This is a genomic window from Escherichia sp. B1147, assembly GCF_001660175.1.
Taxonomy (GTDB): domain Bacteria; phylum Pseudomonadota; class Gammaproteobacteria; order Enterobacterales; family Enterobacteriaceae; genus Escherichia; species Escherichia whittamii.
Genome location: NZ_LFHY01000012.1, coordinates 151344 through 165640 on the forward strand (window position 1 = coordinate 151344; position 14297 = coordinate 165640).

The window sequence follows — 14297 nt, forward strand, 5'->3', positions numbered from 1 at the left end:
ATCTTATTTGAATTTATTTACTTTATAATTAAAAAACTATCGCATTATCTACCTGTAAGGTTCAGAGAGCATCTTTAGATGTCCATTTATAAAATCCCGCTTCCCCTTAATATTTTGGAAGCAGCTCATGACCGTATTACCTGGACACTCAGCACTCTGCCCCGCGTATGTGTCTCTTTTTCTGGGGGTAAAGATTCAGGTTTAATGCTCCATCTAACCGCAGCTCTCGCCAGAAAAATGGGCAAAAAAATATACGTTCTGTTTATAGACTGGGAAGCACAGTTTTCTTGCACTATTGACTATGTTCAATCGCTACGGGAGCAGTATGCAGATGTCATCGAAACGTTTTATTGGGTGGCACTACCGTTAACAACACAAAATTCATTATCCCAATATCAACCCGAATGGCAGTGCTGGGAACCTGATGTCGAATGGGTGCGCCAGCCCCCGGAAGATGCGATAACCGATCCTGACTTTTTCCCCTTTTACCAGCCAGGCATGACTTTCGAACAATTTGTGCGCGAGTTTGCCGAATGGTTTTCGCAAAAACGTCCGGCGGCGATGATGATCGGCATCCGTGCGGATGAGTCCTATAACCGTTTTGTCGCCATCGCCAGTTTAAATAAACAACGTTTTGCCGATGATAAGCCCTGGACCACTGCCGCACCAGGCGGTCATAGCTGGTACATTTACCCTATCTACGACTGGAAAGTGGCCGATATCTGGACCTGGTATGCTAACCATCAATGCCTCTGTAACCCACTGTATAACCTGATGTATCAAGCAGGTGTTCCTCTGCGTCATATGCGAATTTGCGAACCTTTTGGCCCGGAGCAACGGCAAGGATTATGGCTCTATCACGTTATCGAACCGGATCGCTGGGCTGCCATGTGCGCACGTGTCAGCGGGGTAAAAAGCGGTGGCATTTACGCCGGGCATGACAACCATTTTTATGGTCATCGGAAAATCCTCAAACCAGAGCATTTAAACTGGCAAGAGTATGCATTATTGCTGCTCAACAGCATGCCGGAGAAAACAGCTGAACATTACCGCAATAAAATCGCCATTTATTTACACTGGCATCAGAAAAAGGGCATCAAGGTTCCACAAACACAGCAAGGGGACATTGGCGCAAAAGATATCCCCTCCTGGCGGCGAATATGCAAAGTGTTGCTTAATAACGATTACTGGTGTCGGGCATTATCATTTAGCCCCACAAAAGCGAAAAATTATCAGCGTTATAACGAACGGATTAAAGGAAAACGTCAGGAATGGGGGATACTATGCAACAACGATTAACGCAGGATTTAACCCAATTTCTCGCCAGCTTGCCGGAAGACGATCGCATCAAAGCGATTAATGAAATCCGCATGGCGATCCATCAGGTGAGTCCTTTTCGGGAAGAGCCGGTGGATTGTGTTTTGTGGGTGAAAAATAGCCAGATCGTGCCGAATGATTACAACCCAAATAACGTGGCACCACCCGAAAAAAAACTGCTGCAAAAATCCATTGAAATAGATGGTTTTACCCAACCCATTGTGGTCACGCATACGGATAAAAATGCCCTGGAAATCGTGGATGGTTTTCACCGCCATGAAATAGGTAAAGGCTTATCATCGTTAAAATTACGCTTAAAAGGTTATTTGCCGGTGACTTGTCTGGAAGGTACGCGTAATCAGCGCATCGCCGCAACTATTCGTCATAACCGCGCTCGTGGACGCCACCAAATCACTGCCATGTCGGAAATTGTTCGTGAACTCAGCCAGTTGGGATGGGACGATAATAAAATTGGCAAAGAGCTGGGAATGGATAGCGACGAAGTGTTGCGCCTGAAGCAAATTAACGGCCTGCAAGAACTGTTTGCCGACCGCCAATATTCCCGCGCCTGGACGGTTAAATAACTACAGCTGGCACAGGCGTTCAGCCGCCACCAGCAGCGTCGATTCCTTCTTGGCAAAACAGAGACGAATGAGTTTATGCGGAAAGGGATCGGCGCAAAACACCGACAGCGGAATCGCCGCCACGCCGTGCTCCCGCGTCAACCACAGGCAAAACTCAACATCATCCAGCGTAGAAACCGCGCTGTAATCCACCAGCAAAAAGTAAGTACCTTCGCAGGGTAAAATCTCCAGCCTGCTTTCACTTAAGGCGTTCACCAGAATATCGCGCTTCTGACGATAGAAGTCCGGTAACGCAAGATAATGTTCAGGTTGTGCTCGCAGCATATCGGCAAGCGCCAGTTGCGCCGGGGTATTGACCGAAAAAGTCAGATACTGATGCACCTTGCGGATCTCGGCACTGATGGGCGCTGGCGCAATGCAATACCCCACTTTCCAGCCAGTCATATGATAGGTCTTACCAAACGAAGAAACCGCCACCGCCCGCTCACGCAGCTGCGGATGCGCCAGTACGCTGGCATGGCCCTGATGTGAAAAGTTGATGTGCTCGTATACTTCATCGCTAATGACAAAAATCTCGTGCCCGGCAATCGCCTGCCACAAAGCGGCGAAATCAGCCTGCTGCCAGACAGTGGCGCTGGGATTATGCGGCGTGTTGAGGATAACCAGCCGGGTGCGCTCGCTTAACAATGCGGCAAATTCCTGCCAGTCAACGCGAAAATGCGGTGGTTGCAGCGCAATACGTTTCACTATTCCACCCGAAAGCGCGATGGCGGGGGCGTAACTGTCATAGCTGGGATCAAAGCAAATCACTTCATCGCCATTGCGCACCAACGCGGTAATCGCCGCGTATAACGCCTCCGTCGCCCCTGCCGTTACGGTGATATCGCTATCGGCATCTGGTTGATAGCCATACAGATGTTTCGTTTTCTGAGCAATCTCCTCGCGTAATGCCTGCACGCCGGTCATGGGTGCGTATTGGTTTGCCCCCCTGGGCAACGTGGTACGCCAGCCGCTCCTGTAAATAGCGCGGACCATCAAAATCAGGAAAGCCTTGCGACAGGTTAATCGCCTGGTGTTGCTGCGCCAGCGCGCTCATCTGGGTGAAAATAGTGGTGCCAAGTTGTGGAAGTTTGCTTTGTGGAATCAGAGGGTTATTTGTCATTTTTATTGTACCTGACGAAGTTGCGTGTTGAAGGCACTATAACACGATGCTAGTATTTGGCAATCAAGACGTTTAGATGTCTAAATAAAACAATAAGGACAACACAACATGCCTCACAATCCTATCCGCGTGGTCGTCGGCCCGGCTAACTACTTTTCACATCCCGGAAGTTTCAATCACCTGCACGATTTTTTCACTGATGAACAACTTTCTCGCGCGGTGTGGATCTACGGCGAACGCGCCATTGCTGCGGCACAAACCAAACTGCCGCCTGCGTTTGAACTGCCAGGGGTAAAGCATATTTTGTTTCGTGGTCATTGCAGCGAAAGCGATGTGCAACAACTGGCGGCGGAGTCCGGTGACGATCGCAGCGTGGTGATTGGCGTCGGCGGCGGCGCACTACTCGACACCGCGAAAGCCCTCGCCCGCCGTCTCGGTCTGCCGTTTGTTGCCGTTCCGACGATCGCCGCTACCTGCGCCGCCTGGACACCGCTCTCCGTCTGGTATAACGATGCCGGACAGGCGCTACATTATGAAATTTTCGACGACGCCAATTTTATGGTGCTGGTGGAACCGGAGATTATCCTCAATGCACCGCAACAATATCTGCTGGCGGGGATCGGTGACACGCTGGCGAAATGGTATGAAGCGGTGGTGCTGGCCCCGCAGCCAGCAACGTTGCCGCTAACCGTGCGACTGGGGATCAATAACGCGCAGGCCATTCGCGACGTCTTGTTAAGCAGTAGCGAACAGGCGCTTGCCGATCAGCAAAATCGCCAACTAACGCAATCATTTTGCGATGTGGTGGATGCGATTATCGCCGGAGGCGGAATGGTGGGTGGCCTGGGCGATCGTTTTACTCGCGTTGCAGCAGCCCATGCCGTGCATAACGGTCTGACCGTGCTACCGCAAACCGAGAAATTTCTCCACGGCACCAAAGTCGCTTACGGTATTCTGGTGCAAAGTGCCTTGCTGGGTCAGGATGATGAGCTGGCGCAATTAACCGGGGCGTATCAGCGTTTTCATCTGCCGACCACGCTGGCGGAGCTGGAAGTGGATATCAATAATCAGGCGGAAATCGACAAAGTAATTGCCCACACCTTGCGTCCGGTGGAATCCATTCATTACCTGCCGGTCACGCTGACACCAGATACCTTGCGTGCAGCGTTCGAAAAAGTGGAATCATTTAAAGTCTGACATGCAGATTTAGCAACAGCGCGCGCCGCCTTTTCCACCGTAGCGCGCGTCCTGCCGCTCACGGAAAAACTCTTCATAAGTCATCGGCGTCTGGTCGGGATGGTTTACCCGCATATGTTCGACATAGTTATCGTAATCGGGCATGCCAATCATCAGCTTCGCCGCCTGACCTAAATATTTTCCAGCTTTTGCCAGTGAATCAAACATCTTTAACTCCGGTAATCAGATTGCAGAGATAGTGCCGGATGCGACGCGGACGCCTTACCCGGCCTGGAAATGCTGAGGATGAGGGGAACCATCGGCACTATGCCAACATTCCCCCTCAATCTGACTTTAGTGCGCGCCCTTCGCCTGCGCCACGATCTCTTCAACGTTTTCCGGCATTGGCTCATACGGCGTTTCTTTCGCCGTCGGCTTCGGCTCTTTCAACGCCGCCAGTGCTGTCTTAATCGAGAACAGCGCCAGTACCACCACAACCACCATAAAGAAGATGGTCAATCCAGCATCCAGACGGTTGTTGAACACCAGCTGCGCCAGCTGTGATTCGGTGTACTGCGACGGAATATTGCCGCTGTCGATCATTGCCTGGAACTTGTTAGCAATCGCCAGGAAGCCGACTTTCGCATCCGGGCTAAACGCTTTCTGCCAGCCTGCGGTCAGGGTACAAATCAGCAGCCATGCCGTTGGCACCAGCGCCACCCAGGCGTAACGTTGACGTTTCATTTTGAACAGCACCACGGCACAGAGCATCAGCGCCATCCCTGCCAGCATCTGGTTGGCAATACCAAACAGCGGCCACAGGGTATTAATACCGCCCAGCGGATCAACCACGCCCTGATGCAGGAAGTAGCCCCACGCCAGCACGCACAGCGCCGTTGCCAACAGGTTAGCAGGCAGTGAATCCGTCCGTTTCAGGCCCGGAGAAACCACGCCAAGCAGATCCTGCAACATAAAGCGCGCAGCACGCGTACCCGCATCCACCGCCGTCAGAATAAACAGTGCTTCAAACAGAATGGCGAAGTGATACCAGAACGCCACATCCATCATGCCGCCCAGCGCGCCGTGCAGAATGTAGGCCATCCCCACCGCCAGCGTCGGCGCACCGCCCGCACGGGAAATGATCGACTGTTCACCGACTTCACTGGCAATCTGGTTTAACGTATCTGGGGTAATAGCAAAGCCCCAGCTACTCACCACTTGCGCCGCAGAAGCCACGACATCCGTCGTACCTGCCGGAGCCAATACCGCCATCGGGCTGTTCATAGCAAAGTACACGCCCGGATCGATGATACAGGCAGAAACCAGCGCCATAATCGCCACGAAGGATTCCATTAACATCCCGCCGTAGCCGATAAAGCACGCCTGCCCTTCGTTCGCCAGCATCTTCGGCGTAGTACCAGAAGAGATCAGCGCATGGAAGCCAGATACCGCACCACAGGCGATAGTGATAAACAGGAACGGGAACAGGTTACCGGTCCATACCGGGCCAGTGCCATCGACAAATTTGGTCAACGCAGGCATGGTCAGCGTCGGACGCATAATCAAAATACCCACCGCCAGACCGACGATAGTCCCGATTTTCAGGAAGGTAGAGAGGTAGTCACGCGGAGCCAGCAGCAACCACACCGGCAGCACCGCCGCCACGAAACCGTAACCCACCAGCATCCAGGTCAGCTGCACGCCGGTAAAGTCAAAGTACGGTGCCCAGGTCGGGCTTTCTGCCACCCAGCCGCCAGAGATAATGGCGAAAATCAGGAACACCAGGCCAATCACCGACACTTCGCCAATACGCCCCGGACGCAGATAGCGCAGGTAGATCCCCATAAACAGCGCCAGCGGAATGGTGAACGCAACGGTATACGTTCCCCACGGGCTATGAGTCAGGGCTTTCACCACGATCATCGCCAGAACGGCAAGGATAATGACCATGATCATAAAGCAGGCCACCAGCGCAATCACCCCGGCGGTTGGCCCCATCTCTTCTTTGACCAGCTCACCCAGCGAGCGACCGTCGCGGCGCGTGGAAACAAACAGCACCATGAAATCCTGTACCGCACCGGCGAGAACCACCCCGGCAAGCAGCCAGATCATCCCCGGCAGGTAGCCCATCTGTGCTGCCAGCACCGGCCCCACCAGCGGGCCTGCTCCAGCAATGGCCGCAAAATGGTGACCGAACAGCACTTTCTTATCCGTCGGCACATAGTCCAGCCCGTCGTTATGGCGCACCGCTGGCGTCATACGCGTCGGGTCAACCGCCAGCACATTTTTGGCGATATACAGACCATAAAAACGATAAGCGATCAGATAGATACAGACCGACGCCACCACAATCCACAGCGCGTTGATCTGTTCCCCACGATTTAAAGCAATGTATCCCAGAGCAAATGCTCCCATTACAGAGAGCACTGTCCAGACGAGGTATTTCCCTGATTTGTTCATAATTGTTATCCGTGTGCGTGTCCATAGAGATGTTACATTTTGTTTCTATAACATCTTTGCGGAATTTAACAACACGATAACCAAACAAATAAGAGTTAAAACCAATAATTAACTTAACAGTGTTAACTCGGTCACTCCGTTAACCGGGTTTTCCTGCAATCTCATTTTATTTTGTCGTGTTCATCCCAAAACCGCCGTACCCAGTCGACAAGTGCAACAACGTCGCCCCTGTTCATCGAAAACGACGATTTCCCAACTCTGATTTTGCCGCCCAAGATGCAGCGGCTGGCAGACACCGCGCACCTTGCCTTCAGACACCGGGCGATGATGTGTGGCGTTAAGTTCCGTTCCTACCACGCACTGACCGTCACGAGTCATCATAAATCCGGCCATCGATCCCAAAGTTTCCGCCAGCGCTGCCGACGCGCCGCCATGCAGCAGGCCAAACGGCTGATGAGTTCGCGTATCGACCGGCATTTCGGCTTCCAGCACATCATCGCCCAGACGGGTATAAATAATTCCCAGATGCGCCACCATCGTGTTATGGCTGGTGGCGTTCAATTCATCCAGGGTCAAATGGCGTTTCCAGATCATACTTATGCCCCCAGCGTCGAGCCGCCATCTACCACGATATCCTGTAGCGTGATATGGCTGGCGAGGTCAGAGGCGAGGAACAAAATCGTGTTGGCGATCTCCTGTGGACGGGCAATTTTTCCCAGAGGAATGCCGAGTTTGAACTGCTCGCCAAAGCCGCGAATACGCTGCTCTTCGGCGTCATCGCTCACCCACAGCGTGCGTTGCATATCAGTATCGGTGGAACCAGGGGAAACCACATTACAGCGCACGCCGCTACCCGCCAGTTCCAGCCCGACGCTCAACGCCAGGCTTTTCAGCGCCGCTTTCGACGCACCGTAAGCACTCATACCTATACGCGGCGTGTGCGCAGCGTCGGACGCCACAGTGACAATAGCCCCGCCCCGCTGACGGCGAAACTGGTTCATGGTCTGCTGAAACAGGTTAAACGCGCCACCGACGTTAACCGCAAAAGTCTGCTGCCAGTCCTCTTTACTAAGCTGATCGGTCGCGCCCATACGCAAAATTCCCGCCGCATTGACCAGCACGTCCAGTCGCTCCGTTTGCGCTAACAGTCGCTGACAAACCTGCGCGACCTGCGCAGCATCGGCAACATCCATCACTTCGGTCGTAAAGGGATAATTCTCCTGCGCAAAGATCCGATCAAAGCCGATAACCTTCGCTCCCGCTTCAACAAACGCCAGCGCCGTGGCGTAGCCGATACCTTTCCCCGCGCCGGTTACCCAGACATTTTTGCCGCTGAAATCCATCATTTCACCTCGCGGGAGAGTAGCTTCCACCATGCGTCGATGGTCGGATTTTTCGCCAGCATGACAAAATCGATATCGCCATGCATTTTGCGCCAGCGCGCCGCCAGTGCCATCATGCGCACCGAATCCAGACCGTAGTCGATCAGGTTGTCGTCATCGAACGGCTCATCGGATTCATCCAGCAATGGCAGGATCACCTCACGCAGCGCCGCTTTGCTGGCGGGAATTGGCGTCGGCAGCAGTTCCTCGGTCATCACCACCCGACCGGAACGCCCGGCCACATATTTCAGCGACATCAAATGCTCGTCACGGCTGAAATCGGCCAGCGCATCCGCCACCATAAACGGTTTTATATCACGCATAAACGCGTCGGTGGCGGTGGTCATACAGCCAATATGCGCGTATACCCCGGTGATAATCAGTTGGTTACGTCCGCTCTCTTTGAGCATTTGCTCCAGCGGGGAGCGATGAAACGCACTGTAGCGCCACTTCACCAGCACCGTGTCGTCGGCATCTGGTGCCAGGCGATCCACCACCTTTTGTTGCTCCGGCGAACGGGTCAGGCCCGGCCCCCACATATCATTCAGCAGCGCCCGATCTTCATCGCTTTGCTCTTTCGGCTGGGCGGTGTAATAAACCGGAATATTGTGCTGTTTGCAGTAGTCGCGCAGCGCCGCAATATTCGCGATCACCTGCTCCATCATCGGGCAGTTCTCACCCCAGAAGCTGACGAAATAGTCCTGCATATCATGAATTAACAGCGCGGCGCGTTGCGGTTCAAATGCCCAGTCGACTTTATTTTGAGGAATATCGTGAGACTCCGGCAGTGCGTAAGCCTGTAATTTTGGAATAGCCATCGTGTTCTCTCCTTCAGGCTGAAGCGCGTGACGCCAGCCACTGACGTAATTGTTTTTTATCGACTTTCCCGACCGCCGTCAGCGGAAGTGAATCCACACACTCCACGCGATCCGGTAATTTAAATTCGGCGATGCCCTGCTCACGCAGGAAACGACGCACCTGCACCGCGCGCAGCGGCTCTTTCACCACCAGATAAGCGCAGCTTTTTTCGCCCATCAGCTCATCTTCCATGCTCACCAGTGCGGCATAGATCACCGCCGGATGGCGCAGCAGCAGGTTTTCGATCTCTTCGGCAGCGATCTTCTCGCCGCCACGGTTGATCTGATCTTTCTCGCGCCCCTGCACGGTGATGTAACCCTCCGGATCAATGGAGATCAGATCGCCGGAACAGTAAAAACCGTTGGCATCAAAGGCGCTCGCATTGTGCTGCGGGCTTTTGTAATAGCCGCGGAAGGTATACGGCCCGCGCGTCATCAGGCGCCCGACTTCCCCTTGCGGCAGTGGATTTCCGTCAGCATCGGCGACCCACACTTCATCGTCCGGACACATTGGATAGCCCTGGGTATGGATAATTTTCTCCGCGCTATCATCAAGACGGGTGTAGTTCACCAGCCCTTCCGCCATGCCGAACACTTGCTGCAACTGGCAGCCAATCTCTGCGGGAATACGCGCCGCAAGCGTTACAGAAAGACGTGCGCCGCCGACCTGTAACAGTTTTAGCGAGGCAAGCTGCGCCCGGTTTTCGCCTTCGGTCAGCGCCTGCAACCACAGACTTACTGCCGGCGGAACCAGCGCGGTAACGTTAACCTGATGTTTTTCAATCAATGGGAAGCAGAGCGTGGCGCTGGGATCGACCGCCAGAACGACGGTGCCGCCAGCGAGAAACACACCCAGCGATCCAGGCGAACTCATGGCGTAGTTGTGGGCCGCAGGGATCGCACACAGGTAGCGTGTCTGCTGCGTGAACTGACAAATCTCGACGCTACGGCGCACGCTGTAGTAGTAGTCATTGTGAGTTCGCGGAATCAGTTTTGGCGTGCCAGTGGTGCCGCCGGAAAGCTGGAAATACGCAACTTCATCGGCAGGTGACGGCGTGGCAGTAAAATCCTCTGCCGGATGGTTAATTGCATCCTGCAAATTATGCTCGCCGCTATCGTTCAGCAGTTGCACCACGCGAATGGAGGAATGCCCTGCAACAAACGTGTTGAGGAAATCATCCCCGCTAAACAGCGGATGTTGGCGATCGGCAATCAGTAACGCCGGTTCAATCTGGCTGGCATAGGCGTTCAGTTCGCTACGCTGATGGCTGAATAGCGCCAACACTGGCGCAACGCCCAGTTTCAGCAACGCGAAAAAGGTGATGTAAAGTTCAGCGACGTTACCCAGGTGTACCAGCGCGGTTTCACCCGATTTAATTCCCTGGCGGCGCAGGCTACAGGCAAGATTATCCGCCGCCTGATTCAGCTCCCGATAACTTAACTGTCGCTCGCCATCTATAACCGCGATGCTTTCACTCGCGGCGTGACGAGTCAGAATGTCGGTCAGCGGCAAATCCTGCCAGTAGCCTTTTTCCCGATAGCGACGGGCAAACTCTTCCGGCCAGCGGGTAAATGGAATGCTCATCCTCACTCCTTAATGCAGTCCAAAAACGTTCAACATGGTAGAAAGCTTGACGCCCGTTTCACGCCACTCGCCCAACGGTGATGACGCAGGCACAATTCCCGCTCCGGCAAACAGACGTACCTGATTTTCCCGCAGCTTCGCGCAACGGATAGTCACCACCCATTCGCCGTTACCTTCGCTGTCACACCAACCAACAATGCCGCCAAACAGTTCGCGGTCGAACGGTTCCAGTTCAGCAATAACCTGAGTCGCGGCCTGATGCGGGAAACCACTCAGTGCAGGAGTCGGATGCAGCAGGCAGGCCAGGGTCAGCGCGTTTTCTTGCGAATGAGCTTTGCCTTCAAATGGCGTCGCGAGATGCCACAGCGTCGGCGTGGTAATCAGTTGTGGAGAGGAGGGAACGTGTAACTCACTGCTGCGCTCGCGTAGCACTTCTTTCATCGCCTGGGTCACCAGTTCATGTTCATGGCGATCTTTTTCTGACGCCAGAAGACGATTACCCGCTTCCCTGTCCAGCACTTCATCTGGCTGGCGACGCGCAGAACCGGCTAACGGAATGGAGCTAAAACGCTCACCGTCTTTACGCAGCAGCAGTTCCGGGCTGGCCCCCAACAGGACGCCACCATCGGCCAGTGGGACATGGAAGTTGTAACTAACCGGGTTTTGCGCAATCAAGCGTTCCAGCAGTACGCCGCTGTCAATGGCGGCGTCGGTGGTGATATCAATCAACCGAGATAACACCACTTTGTCGACCTGCGGCGTGGCGGTAAGTGCGGCGGCGCGGGCAACCATCTGTTCAAAAGTGGCTTGTTCCGGAATTGCCTGGCGTTTCACCACATTCAGCGCCTGGCTGCGGGTGAAACGGCGCGCGGAAGCTTGTTTTTCTTTACGGGAGAATGGCTGCCAGGATTCGGGAATATACAGCGACGAAGGTTGACGCGGATCGAAGGGGATCGCCCCGACCAGCACCGGATTTTTAATGCCCTGCGATTTGGCATCGGCAAACAGTGTGGCGAGTTTTTGCTGGAAGGGACTGTCGGGCGAATCCCCGTTCACAGCCGGTTCATCGAAGCGGGCGAAACATCCTGACGTCGTAAAACTGCGGTACGGCGACATAAAGAAAAAGCGATTGGGCGCAAGTGTTGCCATGGTCTGCTGTACTTCCTCAGCCAGTGACGTATCCATATCATCCTCCACAAACGATAAAGGCTTTAATAATGATTATCATTTATATTTTCGGTCGCTAACCTAAAAGCAAACGAGCACTATGTCAACTCTTGCAGCAACACAATCTGCGACTCGGGGTTGCATCTGCTTGTGGTTACAATGAAAATGAGAAGCATTATTGATGAATTTGGATGAGCGCAATATGCTGTTCTGCGCCCCTCGAAAGTTGGGGCGAGGGGATAGATTGTGCGCTTTGTCGAATTTGTCATTACTCCCTTAACCTTATAAATAACAGGAAGCTGATTCGTGAGACTCGCCCCGCTCTACCGCAACGCCCTTCTATTAACTGGACTTTTGCTTTCAGGAATATCCGCAGTGCAGGCCGCCGACTGGCCGCGTCAGGTGACTGACAGCCGCGGCAGCCATACGCTGGAAAGCCAGCCACAGCGCATCGTATCAACCAGCGTAACCCTGACCGGATCACTGCTGGCGATAGATGCTCCGGTCATCGCCAGTGGCGCAACTACGCCGAATAACCGCGTCGCGGATGACCAGGGATTCTTGCGTCAGTGGAGCGAGGTGGCGAAAAAACACAAACTGCAACGCCTCTATATAGGAGAGCCGAACGCCGAAGCGGTAGCCGCACAAATGCCGGATCTGATTTTAATTAGCGCGACTGGCGGCGATTCGGCACTGGCGCTGTACGATCAGCTTTCCACTATCGCGCCAACGTTAATCATCAATTACGACGACAAAAGCTGGCAGTCGCTGTTAACGCAGCTTGGCAAAATTACCGGGCATGAGAAACAAGCGGCAGAGCGGATTGCGCAGTTTGATAAGCAACTGGCGGCGGCGAAAGAGCAAATCAAATTACCACCGCAGCCAGTCACTGCCATTGTTTATACTGCTGCCGCGCACAGTGCCAATCTCTGGACGCCGGAATCAGCACAAGGGCAAATGCTGGAACAACTCGGCTTTACGCTGGCGAAGTTGCCAGCAGGGTTAAACGCCAGCCAAAGCCAGGGCAAACGCCATGACATCATTCAACTTGGTGGGGAAAATCTGGCGGCCGGATTAAATGGCGAGTCACTATTCCTGTTCGCAGGTGATCAGAAAGACGCTGATGCTATTTATGCCAACCCGCTGCTCGCGCACCTGCCTGCAGTACAAAACAAGCAGGTTTATGCGCTGGGAACCGAGACGTTCCGTCTGGATTACTACAGCGCCATGCAAGTGCTGGAACGACTTAAGGCGCTGTTTTAAGTATTAACTGTCAGACGCTGTCACCTGCGGCGGCGTCTGGCGAAAACGCCGTAACTCTACCAACACCAGCAGCAGCAACACGCCGATAATCAACAAACCAAAACCGCTTACACTTGCGGATGCCACCGGCGTCATCATCGCCCCCAGACCGCCCAACAGCGCCGCGCCTATGGCATCGCCCGTCACGTTCTGCGCCGTCCACAAACCGTTAATCCGCCCTAACATGGCTTCCGGGGTTTGCGTTTGCAGCATTGTGTATTGCAGCAACGAACTGACAGCACTCAGCCAGCCGAACAGCGCCAGACAAAACACGCCTAAAATCCACATCGGCATCAGGCCAAATAGACCAATGGCAAGAAACGATCCCAACGTGGCGAGCAACATCAACAATCCTGGTCGCTCGCTATGCGCCAGTTTCCCGCTGGTTAACGCCCCAATAGCCGCACCGAGCGGGATCGCCGCATAGAGAAAACCAATCTGTGCCGCCGACATCTGCCAGTTGATAGCCAGCGCCGGATACAGTACCCGCACCGCGCTCGCCATCGTCAACAAACCGCCCAGCAGCGCAATGCCGCCCACCAGCGGGCTGGCGAGCAGAAAACGTAACGCTGCCAGAAGCGATTTCAACGGATGCTCACGCGGCTGCGGTGGCGGTGGCAGCGCTGGAAGGCTTAACAACGGCAGCAGGGTAATAAACGTTCCTGCTGCCGCCAGCCCGTAGTTCCAGGCCACGCCCCCGGTCGCCAGCAGTAAGCCGCCAATCATGGGCGAAATCACCGATCCCAGGCGCACGGTCAACATAGTGATCGCCCCTGCCTGCATTAAGTTTTCACGCCCTACCAGGGCCGGAGTCGCCGCCAGCAGCGCTGTAACGCCAAGCGACGCGAAAAAACCATCCCATAAACCAAGCAAATAGATTGCCAGCAATGACGGCTCTGGCAACAGCGCATTCAGACACAGGCCAATAAAACCAATGCCACAGGTACCGCGCGCCAGCAAAATCACTTTTTTGCGCTCATAACGATCCGCCAGCACGCCGCCAACCATCAGGCCAACAAACATAGCGCCGCCGGTCAGCGTCACCGAAAGTCCCACCTGCCAGGTCGAATGCGTCATCATCTGGATTTGTACCGGCACCGCGACGCCGAGCAACCCCAGAGAAACAATAGAGATAAAACGAGCGAGGAATACTGCGCGAAACGCCGGGTGCGTTTTCAACAGGCTGAGGTTAAGCAGCCAGGATTGTTTATTCATTACAATGCCTTGCCATCAAATATTTTAAATACCTATTCTTAGGCTGCACATGCTAACATATCCAAATAAGATCGATAACGATAATTAATT

The 14297-nt window shown here is 54.0% G+C and carries 12 protein-coding genes and 1 pseudogene; 4 read left to right on the plus strand and 9 right to left on the minus strand.

Annotated features, from left to right (window positions below; genetic code table 11):
• The first annotated feature begins 78 nt into the window (after positions 1–78).
• Positions 79–1299 (plus strand): phosphoadenosine phosphosulfate reductase, encoded by a 1221-nt coding sequence (locus A9180_RS11985; protein WP_064528990.1) that lies wholly within the window; start codon positions 79–81, stop codon positions 1297–1299.
• A complete protein-coding gene (locus A9180_RS11990; RefSeq protein WP_074399545.1) occupies positions 1272–1901 on the plus strand; it encodes an IbrB-like domain-containing protein in 630 nt (209 codons plus the stop codon). The genes A9180_RS11985 and A9180_RS11990 overlap by 28 nt, the downstream gene beginning before the upstream one ends.
• Here the strand turns inward: A9180_RS11990 and ybdL are convergent.
• Positions 1902–3063: pseudogene (gene ybdL, locus A9180_RS11995) on the minus strand (methionine-oxo-acid transaminase).
• 108 nt (positions 3064–3171) lie between these two features.
• Between ybdL and hcxA the strand changes: the two are divergent.
• Positions 3172–4260 (plus strand): hydroxycarboxylate dehydrogenase HcxA, encoded by a 1089-nt coding sequence (gene hcxA, locus A9180_RS12000; RefSeq protein WP_064528992.1) that lies wholly within the window; start codon positions 3172–3174, stop codon positions 4258–4260.
• A 9-nt stretch (positions 4261–4269) separates the two neighbouring features.
• Here the strand turns inward: hcxA and A9180_RS12005 are convergent, their stop codons facing one another.
• The 7 genes from A9180_RS12005 to entC form a co-directional block, all read right to left on the minus strand.
• Positions 4270–4467 carry a YbdD/YjiX family protein gene (locus tag A9180_RS12005; RefSeq protein WP_000460431.1) on the minus strand — a complete coding sequence of 66 codons (198 nt, stop codon included), beginning with the start codon at positions 4465–4467 and terminating at the stop codon, positions 4270–4272.
• Between the two features lie 126 nt (positions 4468–4593).
• Positions 4594–6699 (minus strand): pyruvate/proton symporter CstA, encoded by a 2106-nt coding sequence (gene cstA / locus A9180_RS12010; protein ID WP_001043161.1) that lies wholly within the window; start codon positions 6697–6699, stop codon positions 4594–4596.
• 180 nt (positions 6700–6879) lie between these two features.
• Positions 6880–7293 (minus strand): proofreading thioesterase EntH, encoded by a 414-nt coding sequence (gene entH / locus A9180_RS12015; protein ID WP_064528993.1) that lies wholly within the window; start codon positions 7291–7293, stop codon positions 6880–6882.
• Positions 7294–7295: 2 nt separating this feature from the next.
• Complete coding sequence (gene entA, locus A9180_RS12020; RefSeq protein ID WP_064528994.1) at positions 7296–8042, minus strand: 2,3-dihydro-2,3-dihydroxybenzoate dehydrogenase EntA; 747 nt, start codon at positions 8040–8042, stop codon at positions 7296–7298.
• Complete coding sequence (gene entB, locus A9180_RS12025; protein ID WP_064528995.1) at positions 8042–8899, minus strand: enterobactin biosynthesis bifunctional isochorismatase/aryl carrier protein EntB; 858 nt, start codon at positions 8897–8899, stop codon at positions 8042–8044. Before entB ends, entA begins: the two co-directional genes overlap by 1 nt.
• Positions 8900–8912: 13 nt before the next feature.
• Positions 8913–10523 carry a (2,3-dihydroxybenzoyl)adenylate synthase EntE gene (gene entE, locus A9180_RS12030; RefSeq protein ID WP_064528996.1) on the minus strand — a complete coding sequence of 537 codons (1611 nt, stop codon included), beginning with the start codon at positions 10521–10523 and terminating at the stop codon, positions 8913–8915.
• 9 nt (positions 10524–10532) lie between these two features.
• On the minus strand, positions 10533–11708 hold the full coding sequence (entC, locus tag A9180_RS12035) for an isochorismate synthase EntC (protein WP_064528997.1): 1176 nt from the start codon (positions 11706–11708) through the stop codon (positions 10533–10535).
• Positions 11709–11996: 288 nt separating this feature from the next.
• Here entC and fepB point away from each other — a divergent pair, with 288 nt between their 5' ends.
• Positions 11997–12953 (plus strand): Fe2+-enterobactin ABC transporter substrate-binding protein, encoded by a 957-nt coding sequence (fepB, locus tag A9180_RS12040; protein ID WP_064528998.1) that lies wholly within the window; start codon positions 11997–11999, stop codon positions 12951–12953.
• A gap of 3 nt (positions 12954–12956) precedes the next feature.
• Here the strand turns inward: fepB and entS are convergent, their stop codons facing one another.
• Positions 12957–14207 carry an enterobactin transporter EntS gene (entS, locus tag A9180_RS12045; RefSeq protein WP_064528999.1) on the minus strand — a complete coding sequence of 417 codons (1251 nt, stop codon included), beginning with the start codon at positions 14205–14207 and terminating at the stop codon, positions 12957–12959.
• Positions 14208–14297 lie beyond the last annotated feature (90 nt).

Coding starts and splice junctions, on each gene's coding strand:
- A9180_RS11990 (WP_074399545.1), top strand. CDS start 1,272: ATGGGGGATACTATGCAACAACGATTAACGCAGGATTTAACCCAATTT.
- entA (WP_064528994.1), bottom strand. CDS start 8,042: ATGGATTTCAGCGGCAAAAATGTCTGGGTAACCGGCGCGGGGAAAGGT.
- hcxA (WP_064528992.1), top strand. CDS start 3,172: ATGCCTCACAATCCTATCCGCGTGGTCGTCGGCCCGGCTAACTACTTT.
- entC (WP_064528997.1), bottom strand. CDS start 11,708: ATGGATACGTCACTGGCTGAGGAAGTACAGCAGACCATGGCAACACTT.
- entS (WP_064528999.1), bottom strand. CDS start 14,207: ATGAATAAACAATCCTGGCTGCTTAACCTCAGCCTGTTGAAAACGCAC.
- A9180_RS11985 (WP_064528990.1), top strand. CDS start 79: ATGTCCATTTATAAAATCCCGCTTCCCCTTAATATTTTGGAAGCAGCT.
- cstA (WP_001043161.1), bottom strand. CDS start 6,699: ATGAACAAATCAGGGAAATACCTCGTCTGGACAGTGCTCTCTGTAATG.
- A9180_RS12005 (WP_000460431.1), bottom strand. CDS start 4,467: ATGTTTGATTCACTGGCAAAAGCTGGAAAATATTTAGGTCAGGCGGCG.
- entH (WP_064528993.1), bottom strand. CDS start 7,293: ATGATCTGGAAACGCCATTTGACCCTGGATGAATTGAACGCCACCAGC.
- entE (WP_064528996.1), bottom strand. CDS start 10,523: ATGAGCATTCCATTTACCCGCTGGCCGGAAGAGTTTGCCCGTCGCTAT.
- entB (WP_064528995.1), bottom strand. CDS start 8,899: ATGGCTATTCCAAAATTACAGGCTTACGCACTGCCGGAGTCTCACGAT.